The organism is Gordonia sp. w5E2 (genome assembly GCF_036540975.1).
In the GTDB taxonomy this organism is placed as follows: Bacteria; Actinomycetota; Actinomycetes; order Mycobacteriales; family Mycobacteriaceae; genus Gordonia; species Gordonia jacobaea.
In genome coordinates this window covers 606,114-623,125 of sequence record NZ_CP144213.1, presented here as the reverse complement: position 1 = coordinate 623,125, position 17,012 = coordinate 606,114, and the positions used below count along the sequence as shown (strand labels likewise).

18 protein-coding genes and 1 pseudogene are annotated in these 17,012 nt (G+C 64.9%); 12 read left to right on the top strand and 7 right to left on the bottom strand.

Translation table 11 applies throughout. From position 1 onward, the window contains the following. Positions 1–117: 117 nt before the first annotated feature. The 3 genes and pseudogenes from RND64_RS02715 to RND64_RS02705 form a co-directional block, all read left to right on the top strand. Entirely contained in the window at positions 118–948 is an 831-nt protein-coding gene (locus tag RND64_RS02715) for an IS30 family transposase (RefSeq protein ID WP_270483548.1), read from the top strand. A gap of 14 nt (positions 949–962) precedes the next feature. Then, positions 963–2,354 carry an IS256 family transposase gene (locus RND64_RS02710; protein ID WP_227918570.1) on the top strand — a complete coding sequence of 464 codons (1,392 nt, stop codon included), beginning with the start codon at positions 963–965 and terminating at the stop codon, positions 2,352–2,354. 80 nt (positions 2,355–2,434) lie between these two features. After that, positions 2,435–2,712, top strand: a pseudogene (locus RND64_RS02705) (IS30 family transposase); the annotation flags it as partial. Between the two features lie 131 nt (positions 2,713–2,843). Here the strand turns inward: RND64_RS02705 and egtD are convergent. The 3 genes from egtD to RND64_RS02690 all read right to left on the bottom strand — a co-directional run bounded on the left by egtD (position 2,844) and on the right by RND64_RS02690 (position 5,834). Beyond that, the gene (gene egtD / locus RND64_RS02700) at positions 2,844–3,803 is read right to left on the bottom strand and encodes an L-histidine N(alpha)-methyltransferase (RefSeq protein WP_049700627.1); all 960 of its coding nucleotides are present in this window, start codon (positions 3,801–3,803) and stop codon (positions 2,844–2,846) included. Further along, complete coding sequence (gene egtB, locus RND64_RS02695; protein ID WP_049700626.1) at positions 3,800–5,125, bottom strand: ergothioneine biosynthesis protein EgtB; 1,326 nt, start codon at positions 5,123–5,125, stop codon at positions 3,800–3,802. Before egtB ends, egtD begins: the two co-directional genes overlap by 4 nt. A gap of 178 nt (positions 5,126–5,303) precedes the next feature. Next, positions 5,304–5,834 (bottom strand): DUF5709 domain-containing protein, encoded by a 531-nt coding sequence (locus RND64_RS02690; RefSeq protein WP_049700625.1) that lies wholly within the window; start codon positions 5,832–5,834, stop codon positions 5,304–5,306. An 85-nt stretch (positions 5,835–5,919) separates the two neighbouring features. On the opposite strand from RND64_RS02690, the gene RND64_RS02685 reads away from it, so the two are divergent. Beyond that, positions 5,920–6,480 (top strand): hypothetical protein, encoded by a 561-nt coding sequence (locus RND64_RS02685; protein ID WP_053117524.1) that lies wholly within the window; start codon positions 5,920–5,922, stop codon positions 6,478–6,480. A 249-nt stretch (positions 6,481–6,729) separates the two neighbouring features. On the opposite strand, the gene RND64_RS02680 is transcribed toward RND64_RS02685, so the two are convergent. Then, positions 6,730–7,152 carry a DoxX family protein gene (locus tag RND64_RS02680; RefSeq protein ID WP_049700624.1) on the bottom strand — a complete coding sequence of 141 codons (423 nt, stop codon included), beginning with the start codon at positions 7,150–7,152 and terminating at the stop codon, positions 6,730–6,732. Positions 7,153–7,405: 253 nt separating this feature from the next. Here RND64_RS02680 and RND64_RS02675 point away from each other — a divergent pair, with 253 nt between their 5' ends. Beyond that, positions 7,406–8,761, top strand: a complete 1,356-nt coding sequence (locus RND64_RS02675; protein ID WP_049700623.1) for a M1 family metallopeptidase — start codon at positions 7,406–7,408, stop codon at positions 8,759–8,761. Positions 8,762–8,782: 21 nt separating this feature from the next. Beyond that, positions 8,783–10,093, top strand: coding sequence for a hypothetical protein (locus RND64_RS02670; RefSeq protein WP_049700656.1), 1,311 nt, complete (start codon positions 8,783–8,785; stop codon positions 10,091–10,093). A gap of 15 nt (positions 10,094–10,108) precedes the next feature. Here the strand turns inward: RND64_RS02670 and RND64_RS02665 are convergent, their stop codons facing one another. Then, the gene (locus RND64_RS02665) at positions 10,109–10,957 is read right to left on the bottom strand and encodes a glycosyltransferase family 2 protein (RefSeq protein WP_049700622.1); all 849 of its coding nucleotides are present in this window, start codon (positions 10,955–10,957) and stop codon (positions 10,109–10,111) included. An 82-nt stretch (positions 10,958–11,039) separates the two neighbouring features. Between RND64_RS02665 and RND64_RS02660 the strand changes: the two genes are divergently transcribed. Next, positions 11,040–11,771, top strand: a complete 732-nt coding sequence (locus RND64_RS02660) for a glycosyltransferase family 2 protein (RefSeq protein ID WP_049700621.1) — start codon at positions 11,040–11,042, stop codon at positions 11,769–11,771. Between the two features lie 2 nt (positions 11,772–11,773). After that, on the top strand, positions 11,774–12,118 hold the full coding sequence (locus RND64_RS02655) for a DUF2304 domain-containing protein (RefSeq protein WP_005206720.1): 345 nt from the start codon (positions 11,774–11,776) through the stop codon (positions 12,116–12,118). 91 nt (positions 12,119–12,209) lie between these two features. On the opposite strand, the gene RND64_RS02650 is transcribed toward RND64_RS02655, so the two are convergent. Then, positions 12,210–12,836: a dTDP-4-dehydrorhamnose 3,5-epimerase family protein gene (locus RND64_RS02650; RefSeq protein ID WP_049700620.1), complete on the bottom strand. Its 627-nt coding sequence runs from the start codon at positions 12,834–12,836 to the stop codon at positions 12,210–12,212. A gap of 28 nt (positions 12,837–12,864) precedes the next feature. After that, on the bottom strand, positions 12,865–13,743 hold the full coding sequence (gene rfbA, locus RND64_RS02645) for a glucose-1-phosphate thymidylyltransferase RfbA (RefSeq protein WP_049700619.1): 879 nt from the start codon (positions 13,741–13,743) through the stop codon (positions 12,865–12,867). A 120-nt stretch (positions 13,744–13,863) separates the two neighbouring features. Here rfbA and rfbB point away from each other — a divergent pair, with 120 nt between their 5' ends. The 4 genes from rfbB to RND64_RS02625 all read left to right on the top strand — a co-directional run bounded on the left by rfbB (position 13,864) and on the right by RND64_RS02625 (position 16,999). Next, a complete protein-coding gene (gene rfbB, locus RND64_RS02640) occupies positions 13,864–14,868 on the top strand; it encodes a dTDP-glucose 4,6-dehydratase (RefSeq protein ID WP_049700655.1) in 1,005 nt (334 codons plus the stop codon). A gap of 421 nt (positions 14,869–15,289) precedes the next feature. Next, a complete protein-coding gene (locus RND64_RS02635) occupies positions 15,290–15,634 on the top strand; it encodes a hypothetical protein (protein WP_049700618.1) in 345 nt (114 codons plus the stop codon). 136 nt (positions 15,635–15,770) lie between these two features. Further along, on the top strand, positions 15,771–16,310 hold the full coding sequence (locus RND64_RS02630; protein ID WP_049700617.1) for a hypothetical protein: 540 nt from the start codon (positions 15,771–15,773) through the stop codon (positions 16,308–16,310). Between the two features lie 80 nt (positions 16,311–16,390). Continuing rightward, positions 16,391–16,999, top strand: coding sequence for a hypothetical protein (locus RND64_RS02625; RefSeq protein WP_235434456.1), 609 nt, complete (start codon positions 16,391–16,393; stop codon positions 16,997–16,999). Positions 17,000–17,012 lie beyond the last annotated feature (13 nt).

Genomic DNA, 17,012 nt, shown 5'->3' with positions numbered 1-17,012 from the left:
GTTGGCGGTGTGGGAGTTTGGCAGGCGCGGCGGGAGGGTTTGCCCACGGCGTTGGCGGCGCGACGCGCGGGGTTCTCTTCTCGGTTGGGTTACCGGTTGGTGGCCAAACATGGAGGAGTGATCCCTCGAGTTGCCCGGCCGAGCGCAGTGGATGAACAGGGGCCTGGTCCGCAGTCACGGTATTTGTCGGCGCAGGAGCGTGATCTGGTCGCGCACAAGACTGCTGCGGGTCTTGGGGTCCGCGAGATCGCGCGTGATCTGCAGCGTTCCCCGTCGACGATCAGTCGTGAGTTGCGGCGTAACCGGGCTGTGCACCGCCCGTATGGGGCGGCCTACGCCCATCGCAGCGCGCAGCGTCGGCGGGCGCGACCGAAGTTGCGCAAGCTGGAGGACAATGATCGGTTACGCGCGTATGTGTGGGACAAACTCAGTGGTGACGAGTACTGGTCGCCGCAACAGATCAGCGCTCGGCTGGTGCGTGATTTCCCGGAGGATGAGGGCATGCGCATCAGTCATGAAGCGATCTATCAGGCTTTGTATGTGTTCCCGCGTGGGGAGATGAAAAAGCAGGTCAAGGCGTCGTTGCGGTCGGGTCGGGCAGCGCGTAAACCGCGTACCGCGTCCACGACGGGCCCCAGTATCGTGCCGCGGGAGTTGCTGATCGCTCATCGTCCCCCCGAGGTGGGTGAGCGTGCGGTTCCCGGTGACTGGGAAGGTGACTGCATCGTGGGCCGTGACGGGCGTTCACAGATCGGCACGTTGGTCGAACGCTCGACCCGGTATGTGATGTTGCTGCATATGCCGACCACACGCACCGGTGAGGACCTGCGTGCTGCGTTGCAGGTGGCGATCGGTGGGTTGCCGGCACACCTTCGGCGTTCGATCACCTGGGATCAGGGCTCGGAGATGGGGGTGTCAGATGGTCTGTGTAAGTCCAGTGCTCATTAGTGAGAGGAAGATTTATGAGCATGGCGTTAGACGACAAGCAGCAGGACAACGACGACCACCCACCGCTGCCTGAGCTCGCAGAGCCGCGTTCGACTGCGGAGGTGGCCGAAGCGTTGCAGGCCTCGGGCATGGTCGATGAGTTGTTGGCCCAGATCGATTCGGGTCAGGTGCAGGTCACCGGGGACGGTGGCTTGATTCCGGGCTTGATCAAACTCGCCCTCGAACGCGGTTTGAAGGCCGAGCTGACCGATCACCTCGGCTACGAGAAGGGCGACCCGGCAGGCCGGGAACTGCCCAACGCCCGCAACGGATCAACCCCGAAAACGGTGGCGTCTGAGGCGGGGCCGGTCGAGCTGAAGGTCCCTCGTGACCGTGACGGCACCTTCACCCCACGTCTGGTGCCGAAGGGATCGCGTCGGCTCGGCGGCCTCGATGACATCATCATCTCGCTGTACGCCGGAGGCATGACGTTACGCGACATCCAACATCATCTGGCCGCCACGGTGGGCACCGATCTGTCGCATGAGACGATCTCCAAGATCTGCGACGAGGTTTGCGACGCGGTCGATGAATGGCAGAGCCGGCCGCTGGAAGCGTTGTATCCCGTCCTCTATCTCGATGCCCTGGTGGTCAAGGTCAAAGACGGTGCTCACGTTCGAAATAAGCACGCCCACATAGCTATTGGTGTCGACATGGCTGGCGTCAAGCATGTGCTGGGCATCTGGATACAGGCTGAAGAGGGCGCGAAGTTCTGGGCCGGGGTGTGCGCGAATCTGGCCAACCGCGGCGTCAAGGACGTGCTGATCGTGTGCTGCGACGGGCTGACCGGATTCCCCGAGGCGATCGAGGCGACGTGGCCTTTGGCCACCGTACAAACCTGCGTCGTGCACCTGATCCGCAACGCGATGCGGTTCATCAACTACAAAGACCGCAAACAGGTCGCCCGGGCGATCAAACCGATTTACACCGCCCCCGACGCCGAGACCGCGCGCCGAGAATGGGAGATCTTCCGAGATTCGGCGTTGGGTGTCACATATCCGAGTGCGGCACAGGCTTTCGACCGCGCCTGGGACAGATTCATCCCATTCCTGGCCTTCCCACCCGAGTTGCGCAAGGTCATCTACACCACCAACTCGATCGAGTCGCTGAACTATCAACTCCGCAAGGTCATCAAGAACAGGGGACACTTCCCCAACGACGTCGCGGTCCGCAAACTGCTCTGGCTGGCTATCTGCGACATCGAGGACAAACGAGCCAGGCAACGCGAGAAGGAACGCGGCAAGCCAGCCAGTCAGCGTAAAGCGCCCGGACGACTCGTCGAAGGGCAAGTCGTGACCAGCTGGAAACAGGCCCTCGGACAACTCGCCCTGGCCTACCCCGACCGCATCGAACCCCACCTCAACTAGACACCGAAAGCGAACCCAAGAAATCAGGAGTTACGTTCTTACACAGACATCTTGACAAGCTCTCGGAGATGCGTGGGGTTCATGCCCAGATCGCGATCGATCACAATGTGAAGGTGTGGTTTTGTGATCCCCATTCGCCCTGGCAGCGTGGCACCAACGAGAACACCAACGGGCTACTGCGCCAATACTTTCCGAAAGGGACCGACCTATCGGTACACAGTCGCGAGCACCTCGACCACGTCGCCGCAGCACTCAACAACCGACCACGCGCCGCACTCGGATTCCGCACCCCCACCGAAGCCTTCACCGAACTGCTAACCTCGCACACTCAGCCATAGGTGTTGCCACAATCCCTTGAACCCGCCCGTCGACTGGGCGCCGCATAACGTCGACTGTGCGCTCGAGACGGTCGACTGTGCGCCGCATACCGTCGACTGGGCGCCGCGTACCGCCGACTGTGCGCGCCCAGTCGCGGTGCGCCCCAACACGTCAGCGCCGGCTCAGCGTGACCTGGAAGTCGCCGGCAGGATCAGACCAGGTCTCCACGACCGGCAGCCCGGCGTCGGACAACTCGGCGGCGAGTTGCTCCGGCGCGAACTTGGTGCTGATCTCGGTGAGGATCTCGGCACCTTCGGGTAGCTGCCACTCGCGATCGAGTGCACCGAGGTGCGCGTTGACCGGACGCCGCGCCCGCAACCACATCTCGATCCGGTGCAGCTTGGGGTTCCACCGGGCGATGTGGTCGAAGTCGTCGACGAACAGCCCCGACGCGTCGAGTCCGCGGCGCAGCACCTCGATCATGTTCCTGTTGAAATCCGCTGTGACACCGGCTTTGTCGTCATAGGCGGCAACCAGTCGGCCGGTGTCCTTGATGCGGTCGGCGCCTAGTAAAAAGTAGTCGCCAGGACTCAACGCCTCCGACAGTGCGGTGAAGAAGTCGTCGCGCGCGGGGTCGTCGAAGTTTCCGATGGTGCCACCCAGGAACGCCGCCAACCTGGGTCCGTCGGACTGCGGCAGCTGGAGCCCTGGTGCGGTGAAGTCGGCGAGCACGGGCTCGATCGTCAGCGACGGGTAGTCGGCGGCGAGGATCTCGGCTGTGCCTGCGAGCATTTCGGCACTCACGTCGACCGGTACGTAGGTGAACTCACGTCCGCGTTCGGCAGCGTGTGCGGCAAAGGCGTCGAGCAGCAGTCGCGTCTTGGTCGACGTTCCCGAACCCAACTCGACCATCATCGTCGCGTCCGTCGTCGACGCGATGTCGGCGGCGTGCGCGGCGAGGATCGCTGTCTCTCTGCGCGTCGGGTAGTACTCGGGCAGGAAGGTGATCTCGTCGAAGAGTTTGCTGCCGCGTTCGTCGTAGAGCCATTTGGTCGGCAGGACAGGCGGGGTTTGCCAGAGTCCCTCGGCGGCATCTGCGGCCAGGGCCGGATTGGCTGTGGTCGAGATCATCGGGCCAGGCGCAGACCGGAGAACACCCAGCGCGAATCGGCTGGGAAGAAGTTGCGATAGCTGACCCGCTCATGTCCGCGAGGTGTGATCGCGCTGGCACCGCGCAGCACATGCTGGTCGCACATGAACTTGCCGTTGTACTCGCCGACAGCCCCGTTCGCGGGTGCGAACCCTGGATAGGGCAGGTACGCACTCGACGTCCACTCCCACACGTCGCCGATCATCGCCGACCCTGCGCGTCGGGGATGACATCGTGCCGGATCGAGGAGCTCGCCACGCGCGCCGCCAACGCCTGCCGGGTTCGGACCGCCCGGCACGCTTGGCGCACCCGTTGCCGCGTACTCCCACTCGAACTCGGTTGGCAGCCGCGCCCCCGCCCACCGCGCAAAGGCGTCTGCCTCATAGAACGACACGTGCGCGACGGGCTCGTCCCACACGACAGGTCGACGCCCCGACAACGTGAACGTGGTCCACTCGCCGTCGTCGAACGACCAGTAACCCGGTGCGCGCCAGCCGGTTTCGTTGATGTGTGCCCAGCCGTTCGACAGCCACAGTTCGTGCCGTCGGTAGCCGTCGTCGGCGATGAAGTCGAGCCAGTCGGCATTGGTGACAGCGCGCTCGGCGATCTCGAAGTCTTCCAGGAACACGCGATGCCGCGGACCCTCGTTGTCGTACGCGAAGGTCTCGGGCGTGGTGCCCGATCCGGCGAACGGTGTACCGACCTCGACGACGCCGCCTGCGACCTCGCGCCATGTCAACGCGTCGGGCTCGCCCTGCTCGTCGGCGGGGCGGTCGACGTAGACGGGGTCGAAGTGGTGCGTGGAGAACAGATGCTTGAGGTCCATCAGGATCAGTTCCTGATGCTGCTGCTCATGATTGCAGCCCAGCTCGAGCAGCCCCAGCGTCGACTCGTCGTGGTCGCCGCGCTGAAGAAGTTCGGTCATCGCGGCGTCGACATATTCGCGGTAGCGCGTGATGTCGGTGATGCCGGGCCGGGTGACCAGCCCGCGGTCGGGTCGCGGGTGTCGCTCGCCGACGGTCTCGTAGTAGCTGTTGAACAGATAGCGGAAGGTCTCGTCGTACACCACATACGACGGATCGTTGCGCAGGATGAACTCTTCGAAGAACCAGGTCACGTGCGCGCGATGCCACTTGGCGGGGCTGGCCGCGGTCATCGATTGCGGTGTCTGGTCTTCGGCCGACAGCGTCGAGCACAACTGATCTGTCAGTGCGCGGATATCGAGGAATCGCCGTGTTCTCGACGCTTCGTCTGTGGCAGGTGCCGAAATCTGCTCAGCGGATATGCGATTGGTGATGCTCACTGGAATACCTCCGGTGGCTGTTCGTCGCGGGACAAGCGATCAGACGATCACTCGCCGACAACACCATCGTTGCCAGGGCCGCGCACCCTGTCAACGCGGTGGGCGTCGACCAGGCGGTTCGCGTACTCCTGCATCCAGTCCAGCACAGGGGTCTGACATTTACCCCTGACCGAAGCGCTCAGCGGCCCTCGGCCTCGTCCTCCCACTCGGCGTCGGCGGCGTCTTCGCCCTCGTCGACGACGTGCACGGCGGCTTCCTCGGCGCTCGCGCCCGCACCGTCGATTCCGCAGTCGGTTGCCACGGCCTCGGCTTCGTTGTCGACGACGCCACCCTGATCGGGTGCGAGGAGTCGGCCTGCGCGTCGGTCGCCCACCTGGTCGTCCTCGATGAACTCGGGGCTCGAATCACTCTCGTGCGCTTGCCAATCGGGGTGCTCGTCGCGCTCGATCTCGTCGATCGGGTCGTCCTTCTGCCACGGGTCGGGCTCTTCCTCGGAGAGCTTCTCGTCGAGCGACTCGCCCTCGCGCATCTCGGATGCGGTGAGCCCGCGCATCGCGGCCTTGGGCTCGTAGTCGGGCGGTGAGTACCCCTCGTCGAGGACGTCGTCGACGCCACGGTCGTCGAGTGAGTCCTGAGGCTGCAACTGATCGTCGGGGTCGAGTGCGTACTCGCTGTCACCTTCGATGATGGATTCGTTTTCGTCGCTCACACCTCCACGATAGGCCCAGGAGCGAATCGCAGAAGACGGCACGCGACGACTCGCGATCAGGGAAACTATGGAGATGTTGGCAGAAATGCAACAGGATGCCGAGTCGCTCTACGCCGCCGGCGAGTACGACCACGCCCTCGCCGAGTTCTCGGTGCTACGCGAAATGCGCTCACGACGCGAAGGGCCCTATTCGGTGTCGTACCTCGCCAACGTCCACGACTGCGTGCGCTGCATGTCGGCACTCGAACTGTGGGCCGATTCCAACCCGCTCTGCCACGAGCTATACGGCAAGTACGTGCACACCCACGGCCGCGGCGAGGCCGACACCGTCGACGTCGCCAAGCACTGGGCCTGGGCACTGGTTCACCTGTCCGACTACGCACGCGCGCTGCGCCTCTACGTGCTGACCGCCGACGCCCTCTGGGACACCGACCCAGCGCAAGCGCGCAGATTACTCGGCGCCGCAGCCGTTCACCGCCACGACACCGACCCCACGACGCTGCTCGCCGACGACCGACTCGACGGCGTACCGATCCATCACGCGGGAGCGTTGGGCTCAACGCTTGCGGAGTTCATCTCGACGACACCGCCCGCAGATGTCGCGCAGCTTCCCGAACGGGTCACCATCGACGGACTTCTCTACTGAGAATTTCGCGCTATGCGGCGTAGCCCGCAGCCCTGATCTGGGCACTTTGGCGCGAGAAGTAGTCCTGCTCCACCTGGCGAGATCTCCAACCCCGGGCGACGTCGCGCATCGCTCGACCGGTACGTACACAATCCGGTCGTCAGCGCGAGGCCACGACAATAATTGTCGCCGCGCCCCGCTGACGTCACAGTTGTGTACGTACCGCCCCGGGCGACGCTCAGCGTCGCCCGGGGCGCACCACATTTGCCGCTAGTCGGCCACGCGATTGCGTCGTCGTCGGAACACGTGGGTGTCGAAGGCCAGACCGCCCGCCGATGCGAAGCCGACCGCCAGGAGACCCGCGATGAGCGCGAGCGGGAACTCGTAACCGCCGTCGGATGCCCAGAAGCCCTGATCGATGTGTGCGACGAAGATCGCGCCGACCATGTCGATGATCAGCAGCACGGAGACGAGCGGCAGGAGTACGCCGACGATCAGCAGGATGCCGCCGATCAACTCGACCCAGGTCGCGTAATACGCCGAGAACTCGGGAAATGGTGCACCCATCTTGGTGAAGCTGGCCTTGGTTCCGTCGAGTCCGAAGGTGTGGAGCTTCTGCCAGCCGTGCGCGATGAAGATGATGCCGAGAATCACCCTCGCGGCGAAGAGTCCGAGACTACGGATCGGGTACATGCTGTCACCTTTCTCGGGACGTGGTTCGCCCCTGTTGCCTTACGTATCGAACATGAATTTAACCGGACCCTAGTCCGTTTACAACCTGACGCGCCTCACAGAAGCAACGCTACGGGTAGGGTGAGTTCTCGCGTCCTGATCGAGAAAATGACGCCGAAAACGCCCACTCCCGACAAGCCGGACAGGCTCGGGAAGTGCGACGGTAGCCAGAGCCGAAGAGTGAGCCAGTAGAGCCAGAGACAGGAGTCGTTGCGTGCCGGGTAAGTCGGGGAAGAACTCACGGCAACCTGTTCTCGGTACACCGACCGACAGCGTCGACCCCTACCTTCCAGACAATGGCAATCTCGGTTATCGCATCTCCCGATACGACCTCGACCTCGAGTACAAGGTCGCCAGCAACCGCCTCGAAGGCACCGCGACGCTGACCGCGACATCGTATGTGGAATTGGCACGTTTCAGCCTCGACATGGCGTCGACGCTCAACGTCAGCAAGGTCACCGTCAACGACAGGCGGGCCAGGTACAGCCACCGCCAGCGCAAGCTGTTCATCACCCCCGACTCGCCCATCCCGCCGGGCGGAGCCATGACGATCGTCATCCGTTACAGCGGCACCCCTCGACCCATCCGCGGCCCGTGGGGCACTGTCGGATGGGAAGAACTGACCGACGGCTCGTTGTGTGCCAACCAACCCAACGGCGCGGCGTCGTGGTTTCCCTGCGACGACCACCCGAGCGCCAAGGCGCCCTACCGCATTTCGATCACCACCGACAGCCCGTACTACGCGCTGGCGAACGGCGTACTCGCGTCCAAGCGGGTACGCGCAGCACAGACGACGTGGGTCTACGAGCAGATCGAACCGATGTCGACCTATCTGGCATCGATCCAGATCGGACCGTACGAGCACATTCGATTGGCGTCCAAACCCGTTCCGGTAGAAGCGATCCTGCCGTCACGACTAAGAGAGAACTTCCGCGTCGACTTCGGCAAACAGTTGGAGATGGTCGAGGCGTTCACCGAGATGTTCGGCCCCTACCCGTTTGCCAAGTACACCGTCGTGGTGACCGACGATTCGCTCGAAATCCCCATCGAGGCACAGAGTTTCAGCACATTCGGGGCCAATCACTGCGACGGCAGCCGCGACGCCGAGAGGCTGATCGCCCACGAACTCGCCCATCAGTGGTTCGGCAATTCGGTGACACTCGAACAGTGGCACGACATCTGGCTCCACGAAGGATTCGCCTGCTACTCCGAGTGGCTGTGGAGCCAACGATCGGGCGGGCGAAGCGCCGACGAATGGGCGCGACACTACTACGCCAAGCTGGCCGCCCACCCTGTCCGGGTAACGCTCGTCGATCCCGGACCGCGCAAGATGTTCGACGACTGGGTCTACAAACGTGGCGCAATCACGTTGCACGCCTTACGTCTTCGCATCGGTGACGGCAACTTCTTCGCGCTCCTGCGTCGCTGGACCGACAAGTACCGCTACGGAACCGCCAGCACCGAGGACTTCATCGCGCTCGCCGCGAACTATTCCGACGCCCCGCTGAACGACCTCTGGCAGGCCTGGCTGTTCACCCCGGAGCTTCCCGCGTTTCCCGAACCGTCCTGACGCCGGCACATCGGTGTGTCGATGACTTCTGGTCCTGATCCCGAGATCTCCGCGGTATCCGACGATGCGAGCGGGCGCAGTTCTGGCGGACACAGTTCTGGCGGACGCAGCGCCGTCGGGCGCGTCACGATCGCGACGATCATCGCGGCGGCGTCGGGCTACCTGGTTCTGCTACTCGCCGCGCGGCAGCTCGGCGCAACGGGATACGCCGTCTTCGCGGTCTTCTGGGCGGCGTACGGCCTAGTCACCGGCGCACAGAACGGGCAGCTCCAGGAGACGACGCGCACCATCCGCGCCGCCTCGGAGAGGCTTGTGAGTGCCGCCTCGGAGACACCCACACGCCTCGGCCGACCGCTGCTGGTCAACGTCGGTATCGGCGCGGCGCTCGCGGTCATCGTCGCGGCGACGTCGCCGCTGTGGAGCGGCCACGTCTTCGACCAGTACCGTGCGCTGTCGGTGGTGCTGCTCGCCGTCGGGGTCGCGAGCTTCGCGGTGTACGCGCACCTCTGCGGCGCGTTGTCGGGGTCGCTGTCGTGGTCGCCGTTCGCCGTCCTGCTGAGCGTCGACGCGCTGATCCGACTGGTCGGCGCGGGCATCGCAGTCGCTTTCGGCTGGGGCGTGCTGGCGTATCTGGTGATCACGGTGGTCGGCTCGGTGTCGTGGATCGTGGTGCTCGCGACGTCGTCGACAGCCCGACGCGCCGTCGGACTGCCCGGCGACGTCGACGACCGACGCCTCGCGGGCAACACTCTCACCGCGATGGCGGCCGCGCTGGCGTCGGCGGTGGTGGTGATGGGCTTCCCGGTGCTGATCAACATCACCGCGCGCGCCGACGACGATTCACGCGTCGTGGGAGCTGTCATCCTGGCGGTCACTCTGACCAGAGCCCCACTACTGGTGCCGCTCAACAGCTTTCAAGGGGTGCTGATCACCCGGTTCGTCGCAGCGCGCGACGCGTTGCTGCGTTCGCTCGCCGTGCCGCTGGCCGCGGTCGTCGTGGTCGGTGCGATCGGCGCGGTCGCGGCCTGGGCGATCGGCTCCTGGCTGCTCACACATATCTTCGGCGCCGACTTCACGCTCGGCGGCGGCACCATCGCGTTGTTCATGGTCGGCGCCACCGCCCTGGGACTGCTGACCGTGACCGGTGCGGCAACGCTGTCTGTCGGAGCACACCGGTGGTACGCGGCAGGCTGGTGGGTTGCCGCGATCGCCTGCGCCGCGCTGCTGACCGTGCCGCTCGAGGTGACCGACCGCGTCGCGCTCTCCTTGGTCGTCGGGCCGCTCGTGGGGGCGGGCGTGCACCTGGGCCGGCTCGCTACGTTCTCGACGTAATCAATTCGTGCGACGTCAATTCGTGCGGCGGATTTTCGACGCCGCGCCCGCGATCCGCGCCATGCTGTGGTGCAACCGCGACGTCGCATGCAGCCGTGCCGCCCGCGCCGCACGCGTCCATCCGCGCGCTGCACATCGTTGTGCCTCGCCGTCGAAGAAGGCGTTCTCCTCGGCGAAGCGTCGACCGTCGACCGCCTGCACCGAGCTGACCGACGCGTCGTGGCGGCGGTACCGGAACAGCACGCGCGGGTCGTAGGCGAGCGCCTCCCCCGCGAAGGCGAGGTCGACGAGGAGCGCGAGGTCGAGGACGACGTCGAGTCCCTCCCTGAATCCGACCGTCCGCACGGCATCGGTGCGCCACAGCAGTGAAGGGAAGTAGGTCCAGTTGCCGCGATAGAGGCTGGTGGCCATCGCCTCGCCGCGCAGGACCGTCGCAGACGACGGCGCGAGCACCGACTTGATCCGATCCCCGAGCGGGCGCACCACATGATCGTCCGCGTCGATCACCTCGACGCCCGGCGCGATCACCGCGGCATCGGGATGTGCGTCGGCCAGCGCACGGACACCCTTGAGGTACCCGGGCAGCATCACGTCGTCACAGCCCATCACGACGTACCGGTCGGCGGTGACGAGGTCGACGCAGCGTCGAAAATTGCCGTTCACGCCGAGGTTGTGCGCGTTGCGTTCGTAGTGGACGCGAGCGTCTCCGAGGCCGGCCAGCCATTCGCGGGGCTCATCGCTCGGATAACCATCGTCGACGACGACGAGCCGGAAGTCGGGGTCCGACTGCTCGAGAACGCTGGTGGCCGCCTGCTTGAACTGCTCGACGTCGCCGTAGAAGGGCATCATGACGTCGATAGGCACCCGATCAGGGTAGACGTTGACGCGCCCACGCCTTCCGGGCACGTCCGAAGTGCCCCGCACCTGCTCCGATAGGGTTACCCCCATGACGGAACGCCCCACCAACGACGACGTGTGGTTGGTGATCCCCGTCTACAACGAGGGCGAGGTGATCAGAGACGTCCTGGTCGACGCCTCGAAAACCTTTCCGAACATCGTCTGCGTCGACGACGGCAGCTCCGACGACTCGGTCGCTCAGATCCGATCGGCAGCAGCCGACGTCGCGCGCACGCAGACCGGCAGCATCCATCTCGTGCGCCATCCGGTCAATCTCGGGCAGGGCGCGGCGATCCAGACCGGCGTCGAATATGCGCGAGCGCGGCGCGACGCCCAGTACTTCGTCACCTTCGACGCCGACGGCCAGCACCGCGTCGACGACGTCGTCGCGATGATCGACCGACTCCGCACCGAACCCGTCGACATCATCGTCGGCACCCGATTCGCCGACGGCCGGAGCGAGTCGGTGCCACTGCTGCGTCGGATCGTGCTGCGGACCGTCGTCTTCCTGAGTCCGCGCACGCGCAGACTCGGACTCTCCGACGCCCACAACGGCCTACGCGCGTTCAACAAGACCGTCGCCGACCAGCTCGATCTGCTGATGGCCGGCATGAGCCACGCGTCGGAGTTCGTCGCGCTCATCGACCACCATCACTGGCGGGTCGCGGAGCAGCCGGTCACCATCCTCTACACCGACTACTCGCGCGCCAAGGGGCAGTCGCTGATCAACGGCGTCAACATCGTCGCCGACGGTCTGCTGCACGGGCGCATGAGGAGATAGCCATGATCGTCATCCAGATACTGCTCCTGCTCGCGGCCCTCGGACTCGTGTGGTTCTTCGTCACCAACCGTGGCAACGCGAGATCGTCTGCGGGAGTGAAGCTTCTGTTCGTCGCGTTCGTGGTGTTCGGCGTCTACGCGATGTTCCGCCCCAACGATCTGACGACTGTCGCGGGCTGGGTCGGCGTCGGCCGCGGCACCGACCTGGTGCTCTACTGCCTGGTGATCGCGTTCGCATTCACCACTGTCGCAACGTATCTCAGGTTTCGCGAGCTGGAGATCCGCTACGCACGACTCGCGCGCGCGGTCGCACTGCAGAACGCCGAGGTCGAGAACCGGCGCGACTGAGGGTGTTGTCCGCCCGAGCCCGCCGCCAAACGCCGCCCGAACGTGCAAACGCGCCTGGTGTACCGGCCGCGTCTACCAGAACGAGCCGCGTCTACGACGCCTCTTCGGCCAGCGCCCGCAGATACGCGGTCACATCGGCGTAGTCCGGGAGCAGCCCCGATTCGCGTGCGGCGGTCAAACCCGGTGCCGCAGTGTCCTTCTCGGACAATTCGTAGACCAGTGGCGAGCCGTCGCGCGCGAGCGTCGGCCATTCGATGCCCAGCTCCGGGTCGAGCGGATTGATCCCGTGTTCCGCGCCGGGGTTGTAGCCGGTCGAGCACAGGTACGTCGCGGTCGACCCGTCTTCGAGTGCGCAGAACGCATGCCCGAGCCCCTCGGAGAGGTAGACCGCACGACGGTCGACGTCGTCGAGGAGCACGGTGTCGTAGGTGCCGAAAGTCGGTGAGCCGACGCGGATGTCGACGATCACGTCGAGGATCGCACCCTTCGGACACGTCACGTACTTCGCCTGCCCGGGCGGAACGTCGGCGAAGTGCACGCCCCGCAAGACGCCCGCAGCCGACACCGACAGATTGACCTGCGCGAGGTCGAGTCGGTGACCGATCACGTCGTCGAGCAGATCTCCCTTGAACACCTCGGCGAACAGGCCGCGAGCGTCGCCGTGCTGCACCGGCGTGAACTCCCAGGCGCCGTCGATCGACAACGGACGGATTTTCACTCGCGCTCTCCTACCTCGTGGATCGTGTTCACTCGAAACCCTTACCGCGGGCCAGGATGTCGAGCAGATAGTTGCCGTAGCCCGACTTGCGCAGCTTCTCGGCGCGCGTCGCCAGCTCGTCGTCGGACAGGTACCCCTGCCGCCACGCAATCTCCTCGGGCACAGCAATTTTCAGCCCCTGCCGCTGCTCGACAGTGCGCACGAAGTTGCCCGCGTCCAACAGCGAATCAAAGGTCCCCGTGTCGAGCCACGCGGTGCCGCGCGGCAACACCTTCACCGCGAGCTTGCCCTGATCGAGATAGTGCGCGTTGACGTCGGTGATCTCGTACTCGCCTCGCGCGCTGGGCTGCAGGCCACGCGCAATCTCGATGACGTCGTTGTCGTAGAAGTACAAACCCGGCACCGCGTAGTTCGACTTCGGGGAGGTCGGCTTCTCCTCCAACGACACCGCCCGCCCCTGCGCGTCGAAATCGACAACACCATAGGCCGACGGATTGGCCACCCAGTAGGCGAAGATCGCGCCACCGTCGATCGTCTCGAACCCCTTGAGCTGCGATCCAAGGCCCGGACCGTAGAAGATGTTGTCACCGAGCACCAGCGCCACCGACTCGTTCCCGATGTGATCGGCACCCAACACGAACGCCTGCGCCAGACCATCCGGCGACGGTTGCGTGACGTACGAGATGTCGATACCGAACTGACTCCCGTCGCCCAGCAGTCCGGAAAACGCGGCCGAATCGTGCGGGGTCGTGATCACCAGAATGTCGCGAATACCCGCCAACATCAGCGTCGACAACGGGTAATAGATCATCGGCTTGTCGTAAACCGGGACGAGTTGCTTACTCACGCCCTGCGTAATCGGGTGCAACCGCGACCCGGTACCACCGGCAAGAATGATTCCACGCATGCAGATCAGACTAAACGGAACTGCTCGTCGGAACATCTCGTCGGACGCTCGGTACTCTTATGGCGCTGCACTCACCCTGCGACTCATCCCGTGGGTCCACTACGTACGAAGGGAACGACGTTGAAGCTCCTGGTCACCGGCGGAGCCGGCTTCATCGGGGCGAACTTCGTCCTCCGCACGCTCGAACAGCGCCCCGACGTGCAGTTGACGGTCCTCGACAAGCTCACCTATGCGGCCAGCCCCGCGACGCTCGCACCTGTCGCGGATCGCATCACCCTCGTCGAGGGCGATATCGCCGACGCCGCGCTGACCGACCGCTTGATCGCCGACGCCGATCTCGTCGTCCACTTCGCAGCGGAGTCGCACAACGACAACTCGCTCGCCGATCCGTCGGCCTTTGTGCAGACCAACCTCGTCGGCACGTACACCCTGCTCGAAGCGGTTCGCCGCCACGACGTGCGGTACCACCACATCAGCACCGACGAGGTCTACGGCGACCTCGACCTCGACGACCCGTCGCGGTTCACCGAGTCGACCCCGTACAACCCGTCGAGTCCGTACAGCTCCACCAAAGCGGGTAGTGACCTGCTGGTTCGCGCCTGGGTGCGGTCGTTCGGGGTGCCCGCGACCATCTCGAACTGCTCCAACAACTACGGGCCCTACCAGCACGTCGAGAAGTTCATCCCCCGCCAGATCACGAACGTGCTCTCCGGCGTGCGTCCCAAGCTCTACGGCGACGGCCGCAACGTGCGCGACTGGATTCACGTCGACGACCACAACGACGCCGTCTGGACGATCATCGAGAAGGGCGAGATCGGCGAGACCTATCTGATCGGCGCCGACGGCGAGGTGGACAACCGGACCGTCGTCGAAACGATCCTGGAACTGGCCGGACAGCCACGCGATGCTTTCGACTTCGTCACCGACCGCCCCGGCCACGACCGTCGCTACGCCATCGATTCGACGCGCCTGCGGACCGAACTTGGCTGGTCACCGCGCTACACCGACTTCCGCTCCGGCCTGTCTGCGACCCTCGACTGGTACCGCGACAACGCCGCATGGTGGCAAGCCGCCAAGGGCGACGCGGAGGCGAAGTACGCCACCACCGAGCAGGTCATCGGCTGAGCGTGGCGCGCGCCCGCCGAGCGTAAAGCGCGGCGACCACGATCCCGAAGCACCCGACGACGGGCCGACAAGCCGTCGAACTAGCCCGAGCCGCACACCAACTGGTCTAAGAGCCACCGACTCGACGCGCAGCTACCTCATCCGTGCAGAGCTACCTTCTGCACTGCCGAAGGTGGCTGCACACAGATCAGGTGGCTGCACTGACAGCCGCCGACATCAGCCCTCACGCCGCGCACCGCCCGGGCATGCCGGGCACCCAGAAGACTGGCCCGTCGTCTCATGTTCAACAGGTCAGCGTCGCGGTCGGACGCTTTACGCACACTTGCGATAAGTGCTATTCTCGGAATCGAGAAAAGTCCTTCCGAGGCCCCACTCTCCCGCGAAGTCCCATCCTGAATCCCTCTCGACCGCAAGGCGGCAGATGAACCCAGGACCCCAACCCCCGAACAGTGTGGTCATCACCAACGTCCACGACAGCAAGGGCACCATGCTGCGAGTCGTCCGGCTCACCGACGACGGTGGACTCATGATCGAAGGCCACGACCTCGGCGGCGGCGTCGAGCAATTCTTCGGTGCCTACGAGTACGAGTTCAAGAAGCAGTTCTCGTCCGACGCGGTCGCACGGCTCCGGGACCTACTCGGCCTCGAATCCGACGACGAACTGCTGCCGACCATCAAGGATCGGTTCACATACACAGACGATTTGGAGGAGTTTCTGCGAGACAACGGAATTGAGGGGAAATTCTGGAGCCGGGTGGGTGACTGAGCACTTCGAATGGGATTTATCGACACCGAGGCCTCCGCCGTCGTCTCATTGAATTACGCAGGCTAACGATTTTCGACGCCGCTACGAATCCCCTAATACAGGGGTTCGTCCAGCACACTCGGCATCGGAGATTCTCATGGTCACAGCTTCACGTATTCGTCGCGGCGTCGTCGCCGCACTCGCCGCGGCAACCATCGCGAGCGGCGCGGCGGTAGCAACAGCACCCAGCGCGCACGCCGCGCCGACACAACCCGGCATCCACCAGGTCGACCAACTCGGCGACCTGACCTACCAGGCACTCTTCGGCGCGGGCGTGCAGGTATACGAGTATGCGACGACGGTTCGCGGCACGTCCGATTCAACCGGAATCACACCGCGTTACTACTACACCGTGCTCCGGAAGCTGAACAACCCACGCGATGGCAAGCCGGGGAGCCTGCGATACGGGTTCGTCGGACTCGGTCCCGGCACACAGCTGCCGGAGGTGTTCGCCCTCTACTCGCGCCTGCGCCCCGAGCCGCACAACGTCGGCAACTTCTACTTCCGGGTCGATCCTCGGACGCTGCAGCCACTGAGCTACGACCCGCACCCCCTGCCGTGCCCGAAGCTCATCTCCGGCCCCATCGGACCGCTGACGGGCGGCGCCGCGATCCTCGGAAATCGTTGCGGCGGCTGAGCCACTGTGACCGAAAGGCCACCGATGGTCAGCTAGGCCCTTGTCGCCGATAACAGGTTCGTTTCATTGAGTCGCGTGGGATGACACACCCGTCGACCGTCGACACTCTGGAGCGAGAGGGAGGTCTGTCGGGGCGTCGACCATCGGAGGTCAGCATGGGTTCGGCTCGCCGTACCGGCTGCAAGGTTCTCGGCACCCGTGTCACAACGGCGCTGGTCGCCGTGGCGGTGGCCGGCGGCGTGACGTTCACGCAAAGCACCCACGCCGACGCCGCACCGACAAACGTATCGATCGTCAACGACGTGGCGAACCTGCCCTACCAGGCACTGTTCGCCACGGGCGTCCAGGTCTACGAGTTCGCGGGGATCTACCGTCAGGACAGTCCGGGCAGCGCCCCGTACTTCTTCACGGTGTTACGCAAGCTCCACAGTGCAAATCAGGGTGCCCCCGGCACTCGGCGCTATGCCTTCGTCGGGCGCGGACCCGGTTCGACGCTTCCCGAGGCGTTCGGCATGTACCCCGGTCGACGACCGTCGCCGGATCTGCACCTGCGTTGGACATTCCAATTCGACCCGCGCACCCTCACCCCGACGCTCGGCGGCGTGATGCAGTGCCTCTCGCCGCCGACTGTCGGGCCGATCGGAACGCTCGCGGGTGGTGCCGTGGCGACGCACACCTGCCCGAAGTGACTCGACGCGACAT

What these genes read in the sequence shown, in the direction of transcription:
- RND64_RS02655 (WP_005206720.1), top strand. Translation starts at nt 11,774, where the DNA reads ATGATCGTCATCCAGATACTGCTCCTGCTCGCGGCCCTCGGACTCGTG.
- RND64_RS02680 (WP_049700624.1), bottom strand. Translation starts at nt 7,152, where the DNA reads ATGTACCCGATCCGTAGTCTCGGACTCTTCGCCGCGAGGGTGATTCTC.
- RND64_RS02710 (WP_227918570.1), top strand. Translation starts at nt 963, where the DNA reads ATGAGCATGGCGTTAGACGACAAGCAGCAGGACAACGACGACCACCCA.
- egtD (WP_049700627.1), bottom strand. Translation starts at nt 3,803, where the DNA reads ATGATCTCGACCACAGCCAATCCGGCCCTGGCCGCAGATGCCGCCGAG.
- RND64_RS02635 (WP_049700618.1), top strand. Translation starts at nt 15,290, where the DNA reads ATGAACCCAGGACCCCAACCCCCGAACAGTGTGGTCATCACCAACGTC.
- RND64_RS02670 (WP_049700656.1), top strand. Translation starts at nt 8,783, where the DNA reads ATGACTTCTGGTCCTGATCCCGAGATCTCCGCGGTATCCGACGATGCG.
- rfbA (WP_049700619.1), bottom strand. Translation starts at nt 13,743, where the DNA reads ATGCGTGGAATCATTCTTGCCGGTGGTACCGGGTCGCGGTTGCACCCG.
- RND64_RS02685 (WP_053117524.1), top strand. Translation starts at nt 5,920, where the DNA reads ATGCAACAGGATGCCGAGTCGCTCTACGCCGCCGGCGAGTACGACCAC.
- RND64_RS02630 (WP_049700617.1), top strand. Translation starts at nt 15,771, where the DNA reads ATGGTCACAGCTTCACGTATTCGTCGCGGCGTCGTCGCCGCACTCGCC.
- RND64_RS02625 (WP_235434456.1), top strand. Translation starts at nt 16,391, where the DNA reads ATGACACACCCGTCGACCGTCGACACTCTGGAGCGAGAGGGAGGTCTG.
- RND64_RS02660 (WP_049700621.1), top strand. Translation starts at nt 11,040, where the DNA reads ATGACGGAACGCCCCACCAACGACGACGTGTGGTTGGTGATCCCCGTC.